This window comes from Nocardioides sp. NPDC087217, assembly GCF_044744805.1.
GTDB lineage: Bacteria > Actinomycetota > Actinomycetes > Propionibacteriales > Nocardioidaceae > Nocardioides.
In genome coordinates this window covers 102,166-119,893 of record NZ_JBIUZB010000011.1, presented here as the reverse complement: position 1 = coordinate 119,893, position 17,728 = coordinate 102,166, and the positions used below count along the sequence as shown (strand labels likewise).

Below are 17,728 nucleotides of genomic sequence, written 5' to 3'. Positions count from 1 at the left end.
CAGATCCACCACCCGGATTCGGACCTCAGCCGCAAACACCTTCGGCATGACAACACTCCCTCACTCAGCGTTGCCTCGACCGATTGATTCCGCCGCGTTCACAAGGTGTCATCGTCTTGTACAAGCACGAGAAGCCCTTCACCCTCGAGGACTCACCGGCCCCGGACTCCCAAGCCCGTACCCAACCCAAGGAATCCGCGCCAAACCCCGCCGCCGACCCGATAGCCAGCCAAAATTCTCGACGGAGCCCGGTGTCAAGGATCGCCGAAGGCGACCGGCGAAGCCGGCGGCCGCAGGCCGTCCTTTACTCCGGGATCCGGCGAGAACACCATCCGTAACGGGTCGGCGGCCCTAACTATGAGAAGAACGATCAGCCACAAACGTCGGACCAACTGACCTAGGAGTCGAACCCCAGCCCCAGCCGATCCATCGTCCGCAGGAACAGGTCGCGACGGCCCCCGTTGGCATCAGCCTTCCCGAGCGAGCGGACCATCATCGAGATGCCGGCATACCGCGCCGGCTCGGGCGGGAACGGCAGCGGCTTGGAGCGCACCATCTCGAGCGACGTACGTTCCGTCTGCTCGCCGCTGAGGAGATCGAGCATGACCTGGGCGCCGAAGCGGGTGGCTCCGACGCCTAGACCGGTGTAGCCGAGGGCGTAGGCGACGCGGCCGGCGTACGCCTTGCCGAAGAATGCCGAGAAGCGGGTGCAGGTGTCGATGATGCCGGCCCAGCGGTGGGTGAAGCGGAGGCCCTCGAGCTGCGGGAAGGTCTCGAAGAAGTGGCCGGCCAGCTTGTCGTGGGTGGCGCCGGTCTCCAGCTCCGGTGAGATCTTCGATCCGAAGTGGTAGATCGCGTCGTAGCCGCCCCACAGGATCCGGTTGTCCCTGGTCAGGCGGTAGTAGTGGAAGTGGTTGGCGGAATCGCTGACGCCTTGCCGGTTCGTCCAGCCGATGGCGTCCATCTGCGCGGCGGAGAGCGGCTCGGTCATGAGTACGTAGTCGTAGACCGGCACGGTCATCATCCGCAGCCGCCGCAGCAGCGGCGGGAAGGCGTTGGTCGCCAGTGCCACCCGCCCGGCCCGGACCGACCCTGCGATCGTTGATACCCGCATCCCCGAACCGTCACGCTCGAGACCAGTGACCGCGGAGCCCTCGTGGATCACCACACCGGCGTCCAGACAAGCCTGCCGCAGACCCCACGCCAGCCGCGCCGGCTCGATCGTGGCCGTGTCACCGACCACCTCCAAGCCGCCGAGGTAGGTCGGCGAGCTGAGTTCGTCCCGCACGCCGATCTCGTCCAGCAGCCGGTGCTTGATGCCGTGCTCGGTCAGCGCGGTCGACCACTCGGCGAGGTCGTCGACCTCGTGCGGACGGGTGGCGACGTTCAGCGCACCGGTGAGCTGCCAGTCGCAGTCGATCCCGTGCTCCTGGATGGTCGCCGCCATCTCATCGAGATTCTGCTGGCCGAGCCGGTCCAGGGTCGCGAGCTCGTCGGGCCAGCGCTCCAGACCGTTCCAGAAGCCATGTGTCAACGACGCCTCGGCGAAGCCGCCGTTGCGGCCCGATGCCTGGTCCCCGCACTGGCCGGCCTCCAGCAGCACCACCGACCACGACGGAAACCGCTCGCGGGCCAGCAGAGCCGTCCACAGCCCCGAGTACCCGCCTCCGACGACCACCAGATCGGCCGACTCCACCCCGAGCAGAGGCGGCAGCGGCGCTGGCTTTGCCGGGTCGTCCAGCCAGTAGACGGCGGGCTTCGCATCGGTCAGCGAGACATGGTTCACGACGCCCACTATGACAACTTCAGAGGCCTTCAGCCACACACAATGTACGGAATCATGGAAATTGTTCGTTACACACGACGGATTTCGTTGCATCAGGCCACAGCAAGCAGGTTGACTGGGCGCCATGACCACTCGCAAGCGCAACGGGGGCGCTCACCTCGACGAGGTCAACAAGCTGATCATCGAGCAGCTCCAGCAGGACGGGCGGCGCAGCTATGCCGCGATCGGCAAGGAGGTCGGCCTGAGCGAGGCCGCGGTGCGGCAGCGCGTGCAGCGCCTCGTCGACAGCGGCGTCATGCAGGTCGTCGCCGTCACCGACCCGCTCGAGCTCGGCTTCGCGCGACAGGCCATGATCGGCGTACGCACGTCCGGACCGATCGAGGGGATCGCCGACGAGCTCGGCAAGCTCGACGAAGTCGACTACATCGTCATCACCGCCGGCTCCTACGACCTGCTCGTGGAGGTCGTCGCCGAGAGCGACGAGGCCCTTCTCAACCTCGTCTCCAGCAAGATCCGCGCCATCGAGGGCGTGGTGAGCACCGAGACGTTCATGTACCTCCACCTGCACAAGCAGACGTACGCCTGGGGCGTCCGGTGAGCGAGCGCCAGCGAGCGACCCGTGAGTCTTTCACCGGGCCACATCCGTATTCTGGCGCTTGCGCTACGGAGGTGGCCCGGTGACCTACTCCGACATCAGCCTGTGGCACGAGACCGCGGGCGACTCCTGGGAGCCGCGCCCGGCCCTGATGGGTGACCTCGAGGTCGATGTCGCGATCGTCGGCGCCGGCTACACCGGCCTGTGGGCGGCCTACTACCTGGCGGAGGTCCGGCCCGACCTGAAGATCGCGATCCTCGAGGCCGAGGTCGCCGGCTTCGGGGCCTCGGGCCGCAACGGCGGCTGGTGCTCGGCCCTCTTCCCCGCCTCGCTCGACAAGGTGGCTGCGGGCTCGAGCCGGGAGGCCGCTCTCGCCCAGGACCGGGCGATGCGGGCGACCGTCGACGAGGTCATCCGGGTCACCGAGGCGGAGGGCATCGAGGCAGACATCGCCAAGGGCGGCACCGTCGTCGTGGCCCGTACCGCCGCCCAGCTCGAGCGCGCCCGCGACGACGTCGAGCACGCCCGCTCCTGGGGGCTCGGTGACGCCGAGATCTCCCTGCTGGACCAGGCCGCCGCCGAGAAGCGGCTCGCCGCGACCGGCACCCTCGGCGCCACCTACACCCCCGACTGTGCGGCGCTCCATCCCGCCAAGCTGGTCCGCGGCCTGGCCCGTGCCGTCGAGGCCCGCGGGGTCACGATCTACGAGCAGACCCGGGTCACCTCGATCGAGCCGCACCTCGTGCGGACAGAGCGCGATGCCGTCACCGCCGACGTCGTCGTACGCGCCACCGAGGGCTACACCCCGACACTGACCGGGCTCGAGCGCGAGGTCATCCCGGTGCGCTCCCTCATCATCGCCACCGAGCCGCTCTCCAATCTGGTCTGGTCGAGCATCGGTCTGGAGGAGCGCGAGACCTTCTCCGACGGCCGGCACCTGCTGATCTACGGGCAGCGCACCGCAGACGACCGGCTGGTCTTCGGCGGCCGGGGCGCTCCGTACTCCTTCGGGTCGAAGATCACCCACGCGGACTCCTCCGACCTCCGCACCCACCGTCGCCTGCAGGAGACCCTGGTCGAGCTGTTCCCGGCCGTACGCGGCCACAAGATCACCCACAGATGGGGCGGGGTCCTCGGCATCCCGCGCGACTGGCACGCCTCGGTCGGCTACGACCCCGCCAGCGGCCTCGCGCACGCCGGCGGCTACGTCGGCGACGGCGTCGCGACCACCAACCTCGCCGGCCGTACGCTGCGCGACCTGGTCCTCGGCACCCAGTCCGATCTCACCGCCCTCCCCTGGGTCGGTCACGTCTCACCACGCTGGGAGCCGGAGCCGCTGCGCTGGCTCGGCGTCAACGCCGGTCTGCGCGCGATGACCATGGCCGACGCCGAGGAGACCGCCACCGGCAAAGGCTCGCTGGTCGCCCGCGCCGTCGCGCCGCTCGTCGGCGGTCACTGACCCTCCGGACCGAAACGGCTACGCTGCCGCTGTCGCATCCAGGATCTCGGGGGAAGTCATGGCAGTGTCGTCGGGCGCCAAGAAGACGCTCATCTCGGTAGCGGTCCTCGTCGCTGCCTGCGCTCTGATCGTCGGAATCGCCCACTGGCGAGCCCACGACCTGGTCGCCGGCGACGTGGCCTGGCACGTCGAGATCAGCGATGGCGGTGACGAGGCCGTCGTGGTCCGCGACCGGATCTACACCTACGAGGACGACGTGCTCACGATCCGCGAACTGTCCAGCGGGCGGGAGATCGCCGAGGACTACCTGGACGGGACCTGGGCCCGGGTCGGGGACAGCGGCGACGTGGCGGTCGTCAGCATCGATGGCCTCGCGATGTACGACCGGAGCGGCGACCAGGTGTGGCACCAGACTCTCGACGACCTCCACATGCCGATCGCCATCAGCACCGACGGCGAGCTCGATGCTGTTCGGTGCGCCGAGGACGAGGGATGCACCCTGGTGCACTTCGACGCCGCGGGAACGATCACGTCCAGCACCTCGCGAGAGTCGCTCGATCTCGGCATCCCGGCCGTCGTCGGCGTCACGACCCTCGACGACAGTCGGCTCGTCCAGCGAGTCCCAACGGTTCCGGTCGACATCGATCCCGAGACACGTTCGGCCTTCCAGGTGCGGAACGGCAAGCGCTGGGGAGCACCGGTCGCCGTCATGGACGATCACGTCGCGGCCCAGGTCGGTGACCTCCTGGTCGGGATGTCCCGCAAGGACGGAACCTGCACCTTCTCCGCCGTCCGGGCCGGGGTCCGAGCCTGGACGACCTCCACGCCCTGCCCGGATCTCGGCTTCCCCATCGTCGACGTCTTCGCCAACCGGATCTACGTGACCAACCTCTCCGGCCGCGCCTACGACGTCGTCACCGCCGACCTCGAGGGTCGACGGGCATCCGCATTTCAGGTCGAGGTCGATCCGGCCTCCGAATCCGACGATCGGCAGCTGCTGAAGCCGGCCCCTGACGCGGTCGTACTCATCCAGAGCGACCGGATAGCAGCGTTCTCGCCGACCGGGAAGCGTCTGTGGAGCCAGGACCTGGACCGCAGGTCGCGAGGCTCGGTCGACGAATCGAAGCGGCTCTACCCCGGCGTGGCTGTCAGTGGGCCGATCATCGATCGTTTCGAGAACGGTCCGGACGGGGTGGCCGGCCTTGCCATCGGCCGGAAGCTGCCCGCCTACACGCACACCTTCGTCGACTCCGGATCCGGCGAAGAGACGGCACGGCTGGCGGCTCCGTACGGGTCCGTCCCCTACGGGCTCGACGACGGCCGGGTCCTGATGCTCGGCAACGACGACATGTGGCTCGTCTCGCCATAGCCCGATAAACCTGTTGCGTACGCCGGTCGCGGTCCTCCACCATGGAGCGCGACCGGCGTCCTCGTCCACGAGGCGCCCCTGATCGAGAGGAGCAGACCATGACTGTCGTTGTCCTGTGCCTGCCCACAGACCACATCTCTCGTATCAGGAGCACCCGAAGTGACTCAGGAGAACATCTCCGCTGATCCTCTCCAGGGGATCGACTCGAATTTCGTCTTCGACTTCCAGGCGTACGACGACCTGGACGACGGACAACGCTGGTCCACCTGGCTCTCCGTGGAGCCGCTCTCGCGTGGACCGGAGCCGCGCCCGGACTGGGTGGTGACCTCTCAGGGCGCCATCGACACCGAGCTCGGCATCCTCAAGACCGGCAAGGAGGCCGACGCCTTCCTGGTCGTACGGGCCGACCCGCTCTTCCCCGAGCAGGAGGCACTGATGGTCGCCAAGCGCTACCGCGACACCGACCACCGCACCTTCCACCGGGCCGCGACGTACACCGAGGGCCGTTCGGTCAAGCGCTCCCGTGACGAGCGCGCGCTGAAGAAGGGCTCGACCTTCGGCCGCGAGGTCGCCAAGGCCGAGTGGGCCAACGCCGAGTGGAACGCGCTCGTACGCTGCTGGAATCTCGGCCTCCCGGTCCCCTATCCGGTGCAGATCGACGGGACCGAGATCCTGATGGAGTGGATCGCGGTCGACGACGGCAACGGCGAGCTCGAGACGGCGCCGCGGCTCGCCCAGACCCGACCGGAGCACCACGTCCTGGAGATGTGGTGGGACGGGCTCGTCGACGCGCTGGCCACGATGGTGCAGGCCGGCCTGGTCCACGGTGACCTCTCGCCGTACAACATCCTGGCCCAGCAGGACCGGCTCGTGATCATCGATCTCCCCCAGATCATCGACCTGGTCGGCAACCCGCTGGGCTTCGACTTCCTGCTACGCGACATCACCAACGTCGCGAAGTGGTTCCAGGCCCGGGGCCTGGAGGTCGACGAGCAGGAGGTCTACGCCGACCTGATGGCCCACGCCTTCTGAGAGCTAGCGGGCCAGGCCGCGCATCAGGGTGGCGACGGCGTCCTCCAGCATCTGCTGCGACTGCTCGGGCGTCACGAAACCGGAGCCGACGAAGGTGGCGAGGCCCTGGATCGCGGCCAGGACGGTGACCCCGATGACCTCGGGGTCGCCGTCGATGACCTCACCGCGGGCCTGACCCTCGGTGAGCAGGGCGGTGGGGTGGGCGAAGGCGGCGGCGACAGCCTCGGCGATCTCGGCGCCGGAGGTCTCGCTGTGCTTGCGTGCGAACATCACCGAGAGCAGTGCCGGGTTGTCGGTGGCGAAGTCGAGGTAGGCCGAGGCGAAGGTCACCAGGTCGTCGGCGAGCGAGCCGCGGGTGGCCAACGCGGCATCCATCACCTCGCCCAGCCGCCGGAACCCGGCGACCGCGAGTGCGTCGAAGAGCGCGTTCTTGTCGCGGAAGTGGGCGCTCGGCGCGGCGTGGCTCACGCCCAGATCGCGGGCGATGCCGCGCAGCGAGAGCGCGTCGGTGCCCGACTCGCGCAGCACCTCCTCCGCACGGCGGAGCACCGCGGCGCGCAGGTCGCCGTGGTGGTAGCGGGTCATCGTCTCGGTCATCAGGCACACCTTATCGAGACTTCATCGATTTAGACATTGTCAAGATTCTTGGCACCGCCTAGATTGGTTCCATGACCGAACAGAAGTGGACTTCCGAACGGCTGCCGTCCTTCGAGGGCCGCACCGTCATCGTCACCGGCGCGACCAGCGGCCTGGGCCGCGTCGTCGCCACCCAGCTGGGCGCGAAGGGCGCCCGCGTCGTCCTGGCCATACGCAACGTCGCCGCCGGCGAGGAGGTGGCCGCCGCGATCGGCAGCAGCGCCGAGGTGCGGGCGCTCGACCTGGCCGACCTCAGCTCAGTGCGGCACTTCGCCGACGGGTGGGAGGGTGAGATCGACGTACTCATCAACAACGCCGGGATCATGATGGTGCCCAAGCGCCTCACGACCGACGGCTACGAGAGCCAGTTCGCCACCAACCACCTGGGACACTTCGCGCTCACCACCCTGCTGCTCCCCCACATCACCGACCGCGTCGTGACGGTCGCCTCCTCGGCCCACCGCTGGGGCGGCTTCGACCTCGACGATCTCAACTGGGAGCGGCGCGACTACCGGACCGAGCGGGCCTACGGGCAGTCGAAGATATCCAACCTGCTCTTCACCCTCGAGCTCCAGCGGCGCTTGGAGGGCACCGGGCTCCGGGCGTACGCCGCCCACCCGGGCTACGCGGCGACCAACCTGCAGAGCCACACCGGAAACCTGGTCAAGCATGCCCTCATGGCGATCGGCAACCGGGTCGTCGCGCAGTCCGCGGAGGCGGGCGCACTTCCGACCCTGTACGCAGCCAGCCAGGACCTTCCGTCGGGGAGCTACGTCGGGCCGGACGGCTTCGGCGAGTACCGCGGCAGCCCGACCCTCGTCGGCCGCACCGCGGTCGCCTCCGACCCCGAGCTCGCTCGTAAGCTGTGGACCGAGTCCGAGCGCCTGACCGGAGTCTCCTGGCCACTGTGAGTCGGTAGGTTTCTCGGTATGAAGCATCACCGGGGACGGCATGTCGACATCGAGTCGGTGGACGAGCTCGACGGGCACTTGGCGGCTGGAGCCGGCAGTCTGAGGGGGTGGCGGCTGCGGTCGCTGGACCTGAGCTCGCGTTCGGAGACCCTGCGCGAGACCGAGCTGGCCGGGGCCACGTTCCTCGGATGCACCTTCGCACCCGGGGACGGCGACTACGCCGAGGACGAGGGCGCGCTGGTGATGCCGGTGATCCCCGAGGCACCCGTCGACGTCTACCGATCCCGGCTCTACACCGCCGAGGAGCTCTACGACGACCCGGTCTATGCGCGGAGCCTGGATGCGAGGGCGTACGCCTGGCTGCAGCAGCCGCTCGACGCCGACGACGAGCTCGCGATCACCCTGCACGATCATGCGATCGACGCCGCGCTCGAGGCATGGGTGCGGGCGCGACGCGACGAGGGCACGCGGATCATCGGGATGATGGGCGGGCACGCGCTGCGGCGGGGCGAGGAGGGCTACGCGACCGCCGCCCGCCTCGCCCAGCACCTGGCGAGCCGTCATGTGGTCGCCACCGGCGGCGGCCCGGGAGCGATGGAGGCCGCCAACCTGGGCGCCTTCCTCGCAGGGGCGCCGAAGACGGTGCTCGACGATGCACTCGCGGCGCTGGCCGCGGTGCCGTCGTTCCGGCCCTCGATCCGGTCATGGTCACAGGTCGCTCTGGACGTACGGAACCAGGTCGAGGGCAAGCCCGGAAGGTCGCTCGGGATCCCGACCTGGCACTACGGGCACGAGCCGCCCAACGTGTTCGCCGGGGCGATCGCGAAGTACTTCCGCAACGCCACGCGCGAGGCGGTGCTGCTGGAGGTCTGCGACGGCGGGATCGTCTTCCTGCCCGGTGCCGGCGGCACCGTGCAGGAGGTCTTCCAGGACGCCTGCGAGAACTACTACGCCGACGCGAGCGCGGTCGCGCCGATGGTGCTGGTCGGGCGGAGCTATTGGACCGAGGAGCTGCCGGTCTGGCCGCTCCTGCAGGCCCTCGCCCGTGGCCGTGCGATGGAGGGCCACATCCACCTCGTCGACACCGACGAGGAGGTCCTCGACGTCATCGCAGCCGGCGCGCCCGGATGACGTCGCGGTAGTGGTCGACCAGGGCGGCGTTCACCGCGCCCCAGGACTTGTGCGCGACGCTCTTGCGGGCCTCGCGCCCCATCCGCAGCCGCAGCTGCGGGTCGTTGTGGAGCAGCGCGACGCGGGAGCCGAGGTCGTCGCGGCTGCCGGGCTCGTAGAAGAACCCGGTGACGCCGTCGGCGACCAGGTCCAGCGGCCCGCCCGAGCGCGGCGCGACGACCGGGACCCCGGAGGCGAGCGCCTCCTGGACCGCCTGGCAGAACGTCTCGTGAGAGCCGGTGTGCGCGAACACGTCGAGGGAGGCGTACGCAGCCCCGAGCTCCTCCCCCTGCAGCACGCCCATGAAGGTCGCGTTCGGGAGCAGGTGGCGCAGCTCGCGCTCCTGCGGGCCGCCACCGACGAGCACGACCTTGTACGCCGGGTTGTGCGCCAGCGGAGCCAGCAGGTGCAGCTCCTTCTCCTGGGCGAGACGGCCGACGTACCCGACGATGGTCTCCCCGTTGGGCGCGAGCTGGGAGCGCAGGTCGTGGTCGATGCGACTCGGGTGGAACAGCTCGACGTCGACACCGCGCGGCCACAGCCCGGTGCGCTGTACGCCGAGGCCCTCGAGCTGGGTGAGGGCCGACGAGCTCGGTGCCAGGGTGCGGTCGGCGGCCGAGTGCGCCTGACGGGTGAGCATCGCCGCGGCCTGCGGGCCACCGACTGCCTTGTACTTGTCCCAGAAGCCGACCAGGTCGGTCTGGTATATCGCCACGCTCGGGATGCCGAGCTCCTTGGCCACCAGCACCGCCTGCCGCCCGAGCAGCGCGGGCGAGGCGACGTGGATGACGTCGGGGCTGAACCGGCGCATCACCGCGCGCAGCTTGCGCCGCGTCTCCAGGCCGACACGGAAGTCCTTGTAGACCCAGAACGTCGCGCCCCGGGTGCGGGTCACCGGGAACCCGGCGTACTCGGTGGGCCCGGTGGGGGCCACGACCTCGACGGTGTGGCCGTCGATCGCAAGATGCTCCAGCACGCGGCGTACGGAGTTGGTCACGCCGTTGACCTGGGGCAGGAACGACTCCGTGACGATGAGGACACGGAGCGGCTCTGAGTTGGCGGCGACCAGCGGGACCCGATCGAGGCTGATGCTCATGTTCCCGATCGTGAGCGCCGTCCGGCAACGTGACCCCCGACTTGGTTGACGGGTCGGTGAACCTCCCGTGGCCAGAACTCCGTGCCGGGCGACAGATAGTCCGGGCGGTGTCATCAGCGGAAACACCGTGTGACTCTCAGAGATCCAGGGCTTGCCGCCCGCTCGCTCGATTTGCCACGATCACGGCATGACCACCGATGAGGAGCACATCCGGCCCGAAGGCGTCGACGACCTCACCGTCGAGGCGCTCGGCTCCATCAGCGAGGCGCTCGAAGCGATCGAGATCGCCCGAGGTCATCTGTACGCGATGCATCGCATCACCGGCACCGCCGACCTCACCCTCGGCAAGGGTGTCCAGCAGCTGCGCGAGGCCGGCCACACCGAGCTGGCGGACACGTTCGAGCGCGAGCTCGTAGGACTCAACGTGCTCAACGGCCGGTGGACGTTTCAGATCGTCGAGGAGTACGACGACGGCTACTACGCCACGTTCAAGCGGCTGGAGAAGGAGGCTCGCGACACTCTCGTCGAGGGCAAGCGGCACCTCTACGAGTCGGAGATGAAGGACGTCCGCCGCACCCGAGGCCGACCCGGCCACGAGCGCCGGCCCGCGCCAGGGGCTTGAGCCACTACTCCGCGGCAGCGAGCTGGCCGCAGGCGCCGTCGATCTCGCGGCCGCGGGGGTCGCGGACGGTGGCGGAGATGCCCTAGCGCGACCGCTGTTGGGCCAGTCCGGTCAACAGGAGGTCGAGGCCGAAGCTGAACTCGTCATCCAGGGGAACCGGGCCAAAGGCGGCCACGGCGCTTGTCGCCGGGAGGTTGTCCTCGCCGGAGTTCCGAAGAGCCTCGGCGAGTGCTGCGTCTTCTGTTTCATCGCCGTTGAGCTGGATGGCGAAACCCAGGACGAATCGCGCGAGCGTCGCGTAGCAGCGGATCGCGACACGTGGCGAGAACCCGTCGTCCAGAAGCACCTGAAGAGCCATCTCCCGCATTGCCATCGCATTGGGACCTGTGGGGGCCTGGGCGAGCAGCAGGGGTGCGATGTTCGGATGGCTCCGGAGATTCTCGAACATCCAGGTCGCCATAGCCCGGCACGCGTCTTCCCAGCCGAGGCTTCGTAGCTCAGCGGCCTGAACGGGGACCCCGCCGAAGGTGTGATCGATCAGGTGGTTGATCAGCTCGGCCCGGTTTGAGAAGTGTCGATACAGCGTCGCGGTGCTCGAGTCCAGCCGTTGGGCCAGAACGCGGAGCGAGAGCGCATCGGCACCCTCTTCGTCAACGATCTTCAGCGCTGTCGCAACGATTCGTTCCTTGGGGACGGGCGGACGGCCGCGCGAGCGGCCCGAAGCAGAGGCGTCACTGTCGGGACCTGAGGTCGGTTCGGCACTGGTGACGGAATCGGAGTGTGGGTTCATATCGGTTACATCGTAGCCGATAGGTATTGACAAGCTCGAACAATAACGACAACACTGTAGCCGTTATGAACTCTTCCTTTCTCGGTCCGGACCCGGACTCTCAGTTCGCCTTCGTCGACGGCGTGCGTCTGCACTTCAAGCGCTCCGGCAGCGGACGCGCGCTTCTGCTGTTGCACGGGAGTGGTTCCTCCAATCACGGGTTCGAGCGCGTCGCGGAGCACCTCTCCACGTCATTCGACGTCATCACTCCCGATCTGCCCGGCTTCGGTTTCACCGGGCCGCGCCCCGACCGGGACTACCGGGTCTCGACGTACGTCGACACGGTCGCTGGGCTCATGACCGAGCTCGGCGTGGAACGCTTCTCGGTCGTCGGCAACTCGCTCGGCGGGAACATCGGCTGGAACCTTGCTCTGGCCGAACCCTCTCGTGTGGAGAGCCTGGTGCTCATCAACGCGACGGGCTATCCCGAGAAGTCGCTTCCGACGGGCATACGGTTGGCTCGCAACCCGATCCTCCGACCGCTGCTGCGGCGCTGGCTCCCGAAGCGGGCAACCGAAGGCAACCTACGCGCTCTCGTCGGCCGACCGTCGATCGTGGATGAGGCGATGGTCGACCGAGTCCACGCCATGATGAGCCTTCCCGGCAACCGGTCCGCCTTCGTCGACCTCGCGAACACGGACCAGGAGGACCGCAGCAACCTGATTCCCCTCGTCGCCGTACCGACGATGGTGCTGCGCAGCGCGTCGATCGATGGTCAGCACTTCGGTCAGGACATCCCGGGGGCGGTCGAGCTGACCCACCCGACCGGTGGCCACTTGCTGCCCGAAGAGGACCCAGAGTGGGTCGCCGCGCGGATCCGCGACTTCCTGGGAGGCCAGCCGGACCCCCACAGCGGTCGCACGAGGCAGGACGGGGCGCGACCATGAGGTACTTCGTCGGTCAAGGAGAGGACCTCCTCCTGGATGACCGGGCGAGGCGTGACCTCCGCGGAAGTTTCATCGAGCTCTCCCACGGCGTGACGCACTATGAGTTGGCTGGCCCCGAGGACGGCGAGACCGTCGTCCTCACCGGAGGGTTGACCGTTCCCTTGTTCTACTGGGACGGCCTGGCCGAGCACCTGCACGGCTTGGGATTCCGAACGCTCGCGTTCAGCGCCTATGGACGTGGGTATTCGCAGCGACTGATCGGTGACTACGACGAGGCACTCTTCGTCGGCCAGCTCACGGAGCTCGTGGACACGCTTCGACTCCCACCTCACCACGTTGTCGGGACCTCGATGGGCGCGGTCATCGCGATGGCGTACGTGGCGGGTCGCTCGGATATCAAGAGCCTGACTCTTGCCGGGCCGGCAGGGCTGTCCGACGCCCCGGCGAGCCGCTGGCTCTTCAAGAGCGATCCACTTGCCGCGTTGGTCGGTAGACGGCTCGGACGGCGACTCCTGGAGAGCCATCTGGGCCACAACGTGCGAGACGAGGCAAGTGCGGCAGTCTTGACGCGCATGGTGCGTGACGCCTTCCGCTACCAAGGCTCCATGTACGCGTTGTTCTCCACGCTGCAGAATCTGCCCTTGCACGGCCGGGCCGAGCTCTTCCGTAGCACCGGTCGCTCGGACATTCCCACCATGCTCATCTGGGGCGACGACGACCACGTCACCCCCATCGACAGCCTCGAAGAGGCTCGCACGCTCCTGCGGCCCCAACAGTGTCACGTGATCACGCAGTGCGGACACATGACGCCACTCGAGCGACCCGACGCGGTAGCGAGTTTGGTCGCGTCGTTCACGACCAACCCAACAGAACGGCTTGAGCAATGAAGGCAGAAGACACCGCGATCGATGTACTCATCGCTGGCGCCGGTCCGAGCGGCTCGGCGCTGGCGATCGACCTGGTCCGTCGCGGTCTTGACGTCCGGATCGTCGACAAGGCGCCACATTCCTTTGAAGGCTCCCGAGCAAAGGGACTCCAGCCCCGAACACTCGAAGTGCTCGACGATCTCGGCGTCCTCTCGCGCGTCGTCCACCACGGGAGTTTGTATCCCAAGCTCGGAATCCACCTCGGTCGCGCTGTGATCCCGTGGAGCATGATGAAGAACCGTGCGGCCACCGCCGACGTTCCATATCCCAACACGTGGCTCATTCCTCAGTTCGCCACCGACGCAGCGCTTCACGCTCGGCTTGTCGAGTTGGGCGGCAAGGTCGAGTACGGCACCGAGATCACCGAATTCACCCAAGACGCCACGGCGGTCACCGCGACCCTCGCCACGGACGGTGGCGTCGAACACGTCACCGCCCGATACCTGGTGGGCACCGACGGTGGGGCGAGCACGACTCGCACCACGCTCGGCATCGACTTCATCGGTTCAACCGACGAGCAGGACCGCATCCTCATCGTCGACGCCACCACCACGGGGCTCTCGCGAAACCGGTGGCACATGTGGCCCAGGCTCCGTGGGGGCTTCGTTGCGGCGTGCCCACTGCCCGACAGCGATCTCTTCCAGTGGATGGTCCGGCTCGCGCCGGACGAGAACCCGCCCACCGACCTGGCCGAGATCAACACGCGGATCCGAGCCCACACCCACGCATCCGGCGTCGAGCTCCAAGACGTACGTTGGCGGTCGGTGTTCCGCCCCAACATCCGGCTCGCCAGCCACTATCGCCAGGGCCGGGTCTTCATCGCAGGGGACGCAGCGCACGTGCACACCCCCGCAGGAGCCCAAGGCCTCAACACCGGCATCCAGGACGCCTACAATCTCGGATGGAAGCTCGGCCAGGTCCTCGCGGGAGCTCCTGACACCCTTCTCGACTCCTATGAGGCCGAGCGCCAGCCCATCGCAGCCGGAGTCCTCGGTCTGTCGACGAAGAAGTACGAGGCCATCGGCAAACTCGATCCGGCGAGCATCCGTCGCGGCAAGGACGAACAGCAGCTCGGGATCACTTATCGAGGCGGTCCACTGGCGGCTACCGCTGAACAGACCACCAAGCAGCTCGACGTCGGCGACCGTGCGCCAGATGCCGTGATGGTCGATGCCGAGGGGAGGCCCGCCAGGATGTTCGATGCCTACCGAGGCCCACACTTCACAGCCGTCGCCTACGGCGACGGCGCAGCTCGGGCCTTGAACCAGATCCAGTGGCCAGCGACCGGGGCGGCCCTGAGGACGGTGGCTGTCGACGCACTGTCCTCGACCGCCGATCTTGTCCTGACCGACGGCAACGGAAGCTTCCGCGAGTCATACGGAGTCAGCGAGGACACGCTGCTCCTGGTGCGTCCAGACGGCTATCTCGCCTCGATCTCCTCGGGAGACATGATCAGCGAGGCCGAGGCCGCGGTTTCCCTGTTGAGGCCTCTGCCACGTGAAAGAGGCTCCGGTGCTCGCCCGCGCCGCGGCTCCGCCTGAGCCGCGAGCGACTCTTCCCGCCCCGCACGACGTGCTCTGCCAGCAGCAATCGCCGTTATCGACCCGCACTGGCACCGTCAACGTCTCCAGCTGCACACGACCAGAGGTGGATGTATGTCCCGACGAACACTGATCACCAACGCGACCCTGCTGACCCTGGCTGAGCCAGCTCCGCCTGGGATCAACCAACTGTTGGTCGAGGACGGCCGTATCGCCGCGATCGGGCAAGATCTCGGAGTCACCGATGCCGAGGTGATCGACGCGCGCGAAGGAATCGTCATGCCCGGCATGGTCGACACGCACCGGCACACCTGGCAGTCGCTCCTGCGAGCCACCTTGGCCGACGGAAGCCTCTACGACTACATGGCCCAAGTGCGATACGGCTACGCGCCGCATTTCACCGCTGGTGACGCGGAGCTGGGCAACTACGCCGGCGCATTGGATGCGCTCAACGCTGGAGTGACAACGGTGGTCGACAATGCCCACCTGGTCGCCACCCCGGACCACGCCGACGCGTTGCTCACAGGTCTGGAGAATGCGGGCATCCGGGCTGTCTACTGCTACGGCTTGCCCGATGTGGCGGACCCCGACGTACCCATCGAGACCGAACGTACCTTCACCTCTCGTTGGCGCCACCAGGACGCGGAGAGGCTTCGCGCCGAGAGGCTTCCCGTCAGCGACGGGCTGATCCGGTTCGGGATCAGCGGCAGCGATTTTCTCTTCGCGCCCCTGCAGTACACCGTCCCGGAGGTGGAGCTTGCCCGGCGTCTCGACGCGCATCGGTTCTCGGTTCACGTCGCCAACGGGCCGTTCGCCCGCGGCACTCGCTATGTCACCCGGCTGCTGAACAAGGGCCTGGTCGACGACCGCACACTCTTCGTGCACGGCAACGTGCTATCCCAGGCAGACCTGTCACGTATCGCGAGCATCGGCGCCTCAATCTCGGTGACCCCGGAGAGCGAGATGCAGATGGGCATGGGGACTCCGATCTGGCCCGCCGCACGGAACGCAGGAGTGGCCTGTGGCCTAGGAGTGGACATCGTGTCGGGTGGCTCGGGGGACCTGTTCACCCAGATGCGCTTGGCACTTGCCGCCGGGCGCATGGCCGCCAACGACAAGCTCGGTGCCCACAGGATGATGCCCGAGAAGTTGCAGTTGAACACGGAGCACGTCTTGCGCGCGGCCACCATCGAGGGCGCTCGCGCGGCCGGCTTGGAGAACGAGGTGGGCACGTTGGAGGTCGGGAAACGCGCCGACCTGATCCTGGTGCGGACCGCCGAACACCACCTGTCACCTCTCCTCGACCCGGTCAAGACCGTCGTCGTACAAGCCGGAGCGGGCGACGTCGAGCTAGTCATGGTTGACGGTCGGGTCGTCAAGCGGGACGGGGAACTGGTAGGAACCGATCGGCACGGGATCGAGGCGCGTCTTCAGCAGACCGCCGAGCGCATCTTCACGGCCACGACCCAGCAGAGCCTCGACCAGGCATACACCTACGTCCGAGCAGCATTCCCATTGGACCGAGCCACGGCACTCGGAGCTCGATTCGTGGGGAAGGCCCTACAAGTCCGCGGGCTGGACAACGCGGTGTTTCGGGTCATGCTCGCCCAATCCGCCAAGAGCGAACAGCCCGTCATCGAGGACCGCACCACGAACTGAATTCATTGCTTGTTTCCGCCACTACTCCGCGGCAGCGAGCTGGCCGCAGGCGCCGTCGATCTCGCGGCCGCGGGTGTCGCGGACGGTGGTGGAGATGCCCTTGGCCTCGAGGCGGCGTACGAACTCGCGCTCGTCGGCCGGGTCGCTCGCGGTCCACTTGGAGCCAGGGGTCGGGTTCAACGGGATCAGGTTGACGTGGACCCAGCCCCAGTCGCCGTAGGAGTTGAGGACGTCGGCGAGCAGGTCGGCGCGCCAGGCCTGGTCGTTGATGCCGCGCATCATGGCGTACTCGATGGAGACTCGGCGCTTCGTCACGCGCGCGTAGTTCCAGGCGGCGTCGACGGTCTCGGCGACCGAGAAGCGGGTGTTGATCGGGACGAGCTCGTTGCGCAGCTCGTCGTCGGGTGCGTGAAGCGAGAGGGCGAGGGTGACCGGGATGCCCTCCTCGGTGAGCTGCTTGATCCGGGGTACGAGGCCGACGGTGGAGACGGTCACGTGGCGGGCCGAGAGCCCCAGACCCTCGGGGGCGGGCGAGGTGAGGCGGCGGACCGCACCCATCAGCGCCTTGTAGTTGGCCATCGGCTCCCCCATGCCCATGAAGACGACGTTGGAGAGCCGACCGGGGCCGCCGGGGATCTCGCCGCTGGCCATCTGCCGGGCGGCGACGACGACCTGGTGGACGATCTCGGCGGTCGACATGTTGCGCTCGAGGCCGCCCTGGCCGGTCGCACAGAAGGGGCAGGCCATGCCGCAGCCGGCCTGGGAGGAGATGCAGACCGTGGCGCGGTCGGAGTAGCGCATCAGCACCGACTCGACGAGAGCGCCGTCGAAGAGCTTCCACAGTGTCTTGACGGTGGTGCCCTTGTCGGCCTCCTGCTGACGGATCGGTGTCATCAGGTCGGGCAGGAAGGTGTTGACCAGCTCCTGGCGCTGGCCGGCCGGGAGGTCGGTCATCTTCTCGGGGTCGTCGACCAGCCGCTCGAAGTAGTGCACCGAGAGCTGCTTGGCCCGGAACCCCGGGAGCCCGGCCTCCTTCGCCGCGTCCTGACGGCCGGCGAGGTCGAGGTCGGCGAGGTGGCGCGGCGGCTTCCCGCGGCCCTTGGGCGGAGCCATCACCAGGGGCAGGCGGCGCCCCTCCATCGCGGCTGCCTCGGCCTCAGGGCTGTGCGGGGCCGGTACGTTCGCAGGGTCGGGCTCGGTCACGCATCCA

The 17,728-nt window shown here is 68.1% G+C and carries 16 protein-coding genes; 11 read left to right on the top strand and 5 right to left on the bottom strand.

The window, feature by feature from the left end; translation table 11 throughout:
• Positions 1-397: 397 nt before the first annotated feature.
• On the bottom strand, positions 398-1,786 hold the full coding sequence (locus tag ACIO3S_RS28395) for an NAD(P)/FAD-dependent oxidoreductase (protein ID WP_400469903.1): 1,389 nt from the start codon (positions 1,784-1,786) through the stop codon (positions 398-400).
• Positions 1,787-1,910: 124 nt separating this feature from the next.
• Between ACIO3S_RS28395 and ACIO3S_RS28390 the strand changes: the two genes are divergently transcribed.
• From ACIO3S_RS28390 to ACIO3S_RS28375, 4 genes are all read left to right on the top strand, one after another.
• Positions 1,911-2,384 carry an Lrp/AsnC family transcriptional regulator gene (locus tag ACIO3S_RS28390; protein WP_008363265.1) on the top strand — a complete coding sequence of 158 codons (474 nt, stop codon included), beginning with the start codon at positions 1,911-1,913 and terminating at the stop codon, positions 2,382-2,384.
• 79 nt (positions 2,385-2,463) lie between these two features.
• A complete protein-coding gene (locus ACIO3S_RS28385; protein ID WP_400469899.1) occupies positions 2,464-3,840 on the top strand; it encodes an NAD(P)/FAD-dependent oxidoreductase in 1,377 nt (458 codons plus the stop codon).
• Between the two features lie 58 nt (positions 3,841-3,898).
• Entirely contained in the window at positions 3,899-5,209 is a 1,311-nt protein-coding gene (locus ACIO3S_RS28380; protein WP_400469896.1) for a hypothetical protein, read from the top strand.
• Between the two features lie 159 nt (positions 5,210-5,368).
• On the top strand, positions 5,369-6,241 hold the full coding sequence (locus ACIO3S_RS28375; RefSeq protein WP_160024458.1) for an RIO1 family regulatory kinase/ATPase: 873 nt from the start codon (positions 5,369-5,371) through the stop codon (positions 6,239-6,241).
• Positions 6,242-6,244: 3 nt separating this feature from the next.
• Here ACIO3S_RS28375 and ACIO3S_RS28370 read toward each other — a convergent pair whose 3' ends face one another.
• The gene (locus tag ACIO3S_RS28370) at positions 6,245-6,838 is read right to left on the bottom strand and encodes a TetR/AcrR family transcriptional regulator (RefSeq protein ID WP_400469892.1); all 594 of its coding nucleotides are present in this window, start codon (positions 6,836-6,838) and stop codon (positions 6,245-6,247) included.
• A 71-nt stretch (positions 6,839-6,909) separates the two neighbouring features.
• Here ACIO3S_RS28370 and ACIO3S_RS28365 point away from each other — a divergent pair, with 71 nt between their 5' ends.
• A complete protein-coding gene (locus ACIO3S_RS28365; RefSeq protein ID WP_400469889.1) occupies positions 6,910-7,788 on the top strand; it encodes an oxidoreductase in 879 nt (292 codons plus the stop codon).
• An 18-nt stretch (positions 7,789-7,806) separates the two neighbouring features.
• Positions 7,807-8,919: an LOG family protein gene (locus ACIO3S_RS28360; RefSeq protein WP_400469886.1), complete on the top strand. Its 1,113-nt coding sequence runs from the start codon at positions 7,807-7,809 to the stop codon at positions 8,917-8,919.
• On the opposite strand, the gene ACIO3S_RS28355 is transcribed toward ACIO3S_RS28360, so the two are convergent.
• Complete coding sequence (locus ACIO3S_RS28355; protein ID WP_400469883.1) at positions 8,894-10,054, bottom strand: glycosyltransferase family 4 protein; 1,161 nt, start codon at positions 10,052-10,054, stop codon at positions 8,894-8,896. The two genes, ACIO3S_RS28360 and ACIO3S_RS28355, sit on opposite strands and share 26 nt — an antisense overlap.
• Positions 10,055-10,241: 187 nt before the next feature.
• On the opposite strand from ACIO3S_RS28355, the gene ACIO3S_RS28350 reads away from it, so the two are divergent.
• Positions 10,242-10,676 carry a hypothetical protein gene (locus ACIO3S_RS28350; RefSeq protein WP_160024464.1) on the top strand — a complete coding sequence of 145 codons (435 nt, stop codon included), beginning with the start codon at positions 10,242-10,244 and terminating at the stop codon, positions 10,674-10,676.
• Positions 10,677-10,758: 82 nt separating this feature from the next.
• On the opposite strand, the gene ACIO3S_RS28345 is transcribed toward ACIO3S_RS28350, so the two are convergent.
• Positions 10,759-11,466 (bottom strand): TetR/AcrR family transcriptional regulator, encoded by a 708-nt coding sequence (locus tag ACIO3S_RS28345; protein WP_400469880.1) that lies wholly within the window; start codon positions 11,464-11,466, stop codon positions 10,759-10,761.
• 65 nt (positions 11,467-11,531) lie between these two features.
• On the opposite strand from ACIO3S_RS28345, the gene ACIO3S_RS28340 reads away from it, so the two are divergent.
• The 4 genes from ACIO3S_RS28340 (at position 11,532) to ACIO3S_RS28325 (ending at position 16,518) form a co-directional block, all read left to right on the top strand.
• Entirely contained in the window at positions 11,532-12,392 is an 861-nt protein-coding gene (locus tag ACIO3S_RS28340) for an alpha/beta fold hydrolase (RefSeq protein ID WP_400469877.1), read from the top strand.
• Positions 12,389-13,279, top strand: coding sequence for an alpha/beta fold hydrolase (locus tag ACIO3S_RS28335; protein WP_400469874.1), 891 nt, complete (start codon positions 12,389-12,391; stop codon positions 13,277-13,279). The genes ACIO3S_RS28340 and ACIO3S_RS28335 overlap by 4 nt, the downstream gene beginning before the upstream one ends.
• A complete protein-coding gene (locus tag ACIO3S_RS28330) occupies positions 13,276-14,859 on the top strand; it encodes an FAD-dependent oxidoreductase (protein WP_400469871.1) in 1,584 nt (527 codons plus the stop codon). Before ACIO3S_RS28335 ends, ACIO3S_RS28330 begins: the two co-directional genes overlap by 4 nt.
• 114 nt (positions 14,860-14,973) lie before the next feature.
• Positions 14,974-16,518 carry an amidohydrolase family protein gene (locus ACIO3S_RS28325; protein WP_400469868.1) on the top strand — a complete coding sequence of 515 codons (1,545 nt, stop codon included), beginning with the start codon at positions 14,974-14,976 and terminating at the stop codon, positions 16,516-16,518.
• Between the two features lie 21 nt (positions 16,519-16,539).
• Here the strand turns inward: ACIO3S_RS28325 and rlmN are convergent, their stop codons facing one another.
• A complete protein-coding gene (rlmN, locus tag ACIO3S_RS28320) occupies positions 16,540-17,658 on the bottom strand; it encodes a 23S rRNA (adenine(2503)-C(2))-methyltransferase RlmN (RefSeq protein WP_400469913.1) in 1,119 nt (372 codons plus the stop codon).
• Positions 17,659-17,728 lie beyond the last annotated feature (70 nt).

Coding starts and splice junctions, on each gene's coding strand:
- ACIO3S_RS28340 (WP_400469877.1), top strand. CDS start 11,532: ATGAACTCTTCCTTTCTCGGTCCGGACCCGGACTCTCAGTTCGCCTTC.
- ACIO3S_RS28380 (WP_400469896.1), top strand. CDS start 3,899: ATGGCAGTGTCGTCGGGCGCCAAGAAGACGCTCATCTCGGTAGCGGTC.
- ACIO3S_RS28335 (WP_400469874.1), top strand. CDS start 12,389: ATGAGGTACTTCGTCGGTCAAGGAGAGGACCTCCTCCTGGATGACCGG.
- ACIO3S_RS28390 (WP_008363265.1), top strand. CDS start 1,911: ATGACCACTCGCAAGCGCAACGGGGGCGCTCACCTCGACGAGGTCAAC.
- ACIO3S_RS28330 (WP_400469871.1), top strand. CDS start 13,276: ATGAAGGCAGAAGACACCGCGATCGATGTACTCATCGCTGGCGCCGGT.
- ACIO3S_RS28370 (WP_400469892.1), bottom strand. CDS start 6,838: ATGACCGAGACGATGACCCGCTACCACCACGGCGACCTGCGCGCCGCG.
- ACIO3S_RS28325 (WP_400469868.1), top strand. CDS start 14,974: ATGTCCCGACGAACACTGATCACCAACGCGACCCTGCTGACCCTGGCT.
- ACIO3S_RS28360 (WP_400469886.1), top strand. CDS start 7,807: ATGAAGCATCACCGGGGACGGCATGTCGACATCGAGTCGGTGGACGAG.
- ACIO3S_RS28345 (WP_400469880.1), bottom strand. CDS start 11,466: ATGAACCCACACTCCGATTCCGTCACCAGTGCCGAACCGACCTCAGGT.
- rlmN (WP_400469913.1), bottom strand. CDS start 17,658: ATGGAGGGGCGCCGCCTGCCCCTGGTGATGGCTCCGCCCAAGGGCCGC.
- ACIO3S_RS28355 (WP_400469883.1), bottom strand. CDS start 10,054: ATGAGCATCAGCCTCGATCGGGTCCCGCTGGTCGCCGCCAACTCAGAG.
- ACIO3S_RS28350 (WP_160024464.1), top strand. CDS start 10,242: ATGACCACCGATGAGGAGCACATCCGGCCCGAAGGCGTCGACGACCTC.
- ACIO3S_RS28365 (WP_400469889.1), top strand. CDS start 6,910: ATGACCGAACAGAAGTGGACTTCCGAACGGCTGCCGTCCTTCGAGGGC.